1 protein-coding gene and 1 pseudogene are annotated in these 3,907 nt (G+C 61.6%); both read left to right on the top strand.

The window, feature by feature from the left end:
- A pseudogene (locus ACFQUU_RS29045) lies at window positions 1-120 on the top strand (phosphopantetheine-binding protein); the annotation flags it as partial.
- Window positions 121-177: 57 nt separating this feature from the next.
- The coding region (locus ACFQUU_RS29040; protein ID WP_382252089.1) for an amino acid adenylation domain-containing protein at window positions 178-3,907 on the top strand (3,730 nt) is incomplete at its 3' end.

Below are 3,907 nucleotides of genomic sequence, written 5' to 3'. Positions count from 1 at the left end.
TGGAGCGGGTGGGCCGGCATGACGATTTCTTCCGGCTGGGCGGCCACTCGCTGCTGGCGGTGACGCTGATCGAGCGCATGCGCCGCGAAGACCTGCATACCGACGTGCGCGCACTGTTCGATACGCCACGGCTCGCGCAATTCGCGACCGTGACAGAAAAAAAATGGAGACTATGAAATGACAATTGCCCAGCTCTTATTACGCCTGCAAGAGGAGCAAGTTGCGCTTTCCGTCGAAGGCGACGAACTCGTTGTGCTTGGCAAGAGCCGGATTTTTGACGACCCGACCGTTGTCGGGATGATCCGCGAAAACAAGAAAACCCTGATCGACATGGTCAGGGACGGAAGCTACGCGGGAGCAAAAAACCACGACATCCAGATCGTACCAAACGGCATACCGAACGGCTGCACCATGATTACGCCGCCGATGGTAACACTGGTCAGTCTTCAGCCAGCCGAGATTGAGCGCATCGTATCCGCCGTTCCCGGCGGAGCCGCCAATGTGCAGGACATCTATCCCCTGGGGCCGTTGCAGGAAGGACTGCTGTTTCATCACCTGGCAACGGATGAAGGCGATCCCTACCTGCTGCGTGGCGTCTACGCGATCGATACGCGGGAGCGCCTGGACGGTTTTATTCGTGCTTTGCAGGCGGTGATCAACCGTCACGACATTCTGCGGACCGCGGTGCACTGGGATGGATTGCCGGAGCCGGTCCAGGTGGTCTTGCGCCAGGCGCCGCTTGCGATCGAAGAAGTGGAACTCGATCACGCAGATGGCGACATCGTGGAGCAGCTAAGCCGGCGTTTCGACCCTCGTCATTACCGACTCGATATACGGCGAGCGCCCATGCTGCAACTTTGCATTGCCCATGATGCACCGAACGGGCGTTGGATCGCGCTGTTACTGAATCATCACCTGGCCGGCGACCATACTGCCCAGGAAACCATGCTGCAGGAAGTACACGCGCACTTGTGCGGTACCGAAGGACGCCTGCCAGATCCGCTTCCGTTTCGCGATTTCGTGGCTCAGGCTCTGCATGAGACCAGCCGCGAGGAACACGAGGCATTCTTCCGCGACATGCTGTCCGATGTGGACGAGCCAACCGCGCCTTACGGCCTGACCGATGTGCATCTGGACGGATCGCGCATCGTCGAGGAACGCATGGAAGTCGATGCTTCTCTGGCGCGACGGCTTCGCACTCAGGCACGTGCGCTTGGCGTGAGTGCCGCAAGCCTGTTTCACTATGCCTGGGCCCAGGTTCTCGCACGCGTTTCCGGGCGCGACGATGTTGTATTCGGTACTGTCCTGTTTGGCCGCATGCAGGGCAGTGAAGGGATAGGGCGTACGCTAGGCACCTTCATCAACACCCTGCCGTTGCGCATCGCGACGCGCGATGACAGCGTGCGCGCAGGCGTTCGCGCCACGCATGCGCGGCTATCCCGGCTATTGCGTCACGAGCATGCTCCCCTTTCGCTGGCGCAGCGCTGTAGTGGCGTCGCGGCGCCTGCTCCGCTGTTCACCTCGTTCCTGAACTACCGGCACAACGCCGGGTCCATCCAGCACGCGTACGACGCTCGTCAGGCGTGGCAGGGGATCGAGGTATTGCATACGGATGAGCGCACCAATTATCCATTTAGCCTGGACGTGGATGATATGGGAGATGGTTTTTCGCTGACCGCGCAGGTGCAGGCTCCGGTTTCTCCGGAGCGTGTTTGCGCCACCATGCATGCCGCGCTCGAACAACTGGCGGCAGCACTCGAAGAAAGCCGGGAAACGCCGGCATCCGATCTGGATGTTCTTCCGGCGGATGACATCGCCTTGCTGCGTGCATGGAGCACATCTGCGCCGACACCGGTCGCCGCCGGCATGCCGGCAGCCGAATGCATTCATGAATTCTTCGAGGCCAGGGTTGCATTGAAACCAGATGCGGTCGCGGCCGAACAGGAAGGACGGACGCTGAGCTACGGTGAACTGAATGCGAGCGCCAATCGCCTGGCCCACCACCTGCGCGCACTTGGCGTTGGGCCGGAGGTGCGGGTAGCCATGCACCTGACGCGCTCACTCGATATGTTGATCGGCGTGCTGGCAGTGCTCAAGGCCGGTGGCGCTTACGTCCCGTTCGATCCTGCTTATCCGGCTGATCGCCTGCAATACATGCTGGCCGATTGCCAACCCATGGTGCTGCTGACTGATGTCGACGTACCGGAAACGTTCGGCGCCGCTCTTTGCGCGGCTTCCATTGCGATCGTCGATCTGCGCACTGATGCTGCTTGGAAGAATGGCAATGAGTCGAACCTGGACCGCAGGTCGGTCGGGGTTCAATCCTCCAGTCTGGCCTATGTCATCTATACCTCTGGTTCGACAGGCAAACCGAAGGGGGTGATGATCGAACACCGTGGAGTGGCAAGCCAGGTCGTCGAGATTGCAGCGCAGTACGGGCTGCGCGCTGACGATTGCGTGCTGCAGTTCAATTCGTTTGCGTTCGACGTCTCGGTCGAGGAAATATTCGGTTGCCTCAGCGTCGGCGCTAAGCTGGTGCTGCGGACCGATAGCTGGCTCGCGGATGCGAGCACCTTCTTTGATTACTGCGCCGCGAATACGATTTCCGTGGTGGACCTGCCCACCGCGTTCTGGGAACAACTTGTCCAGAACCGCACCTTGCGGGTACCTGCGTGCCTGCGTCTGATGATCGTAGGCGGCGAAGCGATTTCAGCCGCAGCCATGTCGAACTGGTTCCGGCTGGCCGGCCACCGCCCACGGCTTCTGGTTGCATACGGACCGACGGAGACCGTCGTCAATGCTACGCTGCACGAGCCCCACGCAGAGGATGCCGGATTGCCGATCATCGGAAGGCCCTTGTCCAACAGCAGTGTCTACCTGTTTGACCAGCACGGCAGGCTGGTGCCGCAAGGAGTCATTGGTGAAGTCCATATCGGTGGTGCCCAGGTTGCACGCGGTTACCTCAACCGCGCGGAGCTGACTCAGGAACGTTTCGTGGCTGATCCGTTTTCGGGCAACCCGGACGCACGCATGTACAAGACGGGCGACCTCGCCCGTTATCTGCCGGACGGCAATATCGTTTTCGCTGGTCGCAACGACTTTCAGGTCAAGATCCGTGGTTTCCGGGTTGAGCCGGGCGAGATCGAGACCAGGATGCTCGAATTGGATGGCGTCCGTGAGGCTGCGGTGCTGGCGCTCGATGGCAACGCCGGGGCCGAAGCCCAACGTCTGGTTGCTTACTACACGACAAGCGCCGGAACGCAGATCGATGCGGCGACGCTGCGCGCCGCGCTTTCGGAATGCTTGCCCGCGTACATGCTGCCGTCCACATTCGTGGCACTCGATGCGTTGCCATTCACTCCCAGCGGAAAGCTCGACCGGCGCGCACTGGCTGCGCCCGATATTGGAGCCGGTAGCGCACTGGAGCGCGATTACCAGGCGCCTGGTGACCAGTTGGAGATCACGCTGGCCCAGATCTGGAGCAAGGTGCTTGGTGTGGAGCAGGTCGGACGCAACGACGATTTCTTTACCCTCGGCGGTCACTCGCTGTCGGCGGTACGGATGACTTCGCGTATCCGCCAGGTGCTGGGTGTGGAAGTACGGATTACCCAGTTGTTCACGCGACCGGTGCTGAGCGACTTCGCCACGGTGGTGCGCGAGGCGGCGCGCAGCGCGCTGCCGCCGATCACGCCGGTCGTACGCGGCGAAGGGCTGGTACTGTCATTCGCCCAGCAGCGGCTGTGGTTCCTGGCGCAGATGGAAGGCGTCAGCCAGGCCTACCATATGCCGCTCGGCCTGCGCCTGGAAGGGGTGCTCGACACCGGCGCGTTGCGCCATGCGCTGGACCGCATCGTGGCGCGCCACGAATCGCTGCGCACACGCTTCGTCATGCGTGACGGCGTGCCGC

It is taken from the genome of Herbaspirillum sp. GCM10030257 (assembly GCF_042666555.1).
Lineage (GTDB): Bacteria > Pseudomonadota > Gammaproteobacteria > Burkholderiales > Burkholderiaceae_D > Noviherbaspirillum.
This window is presented reverse-complemented; position numbering and strand designations above follow the sequence as displayed.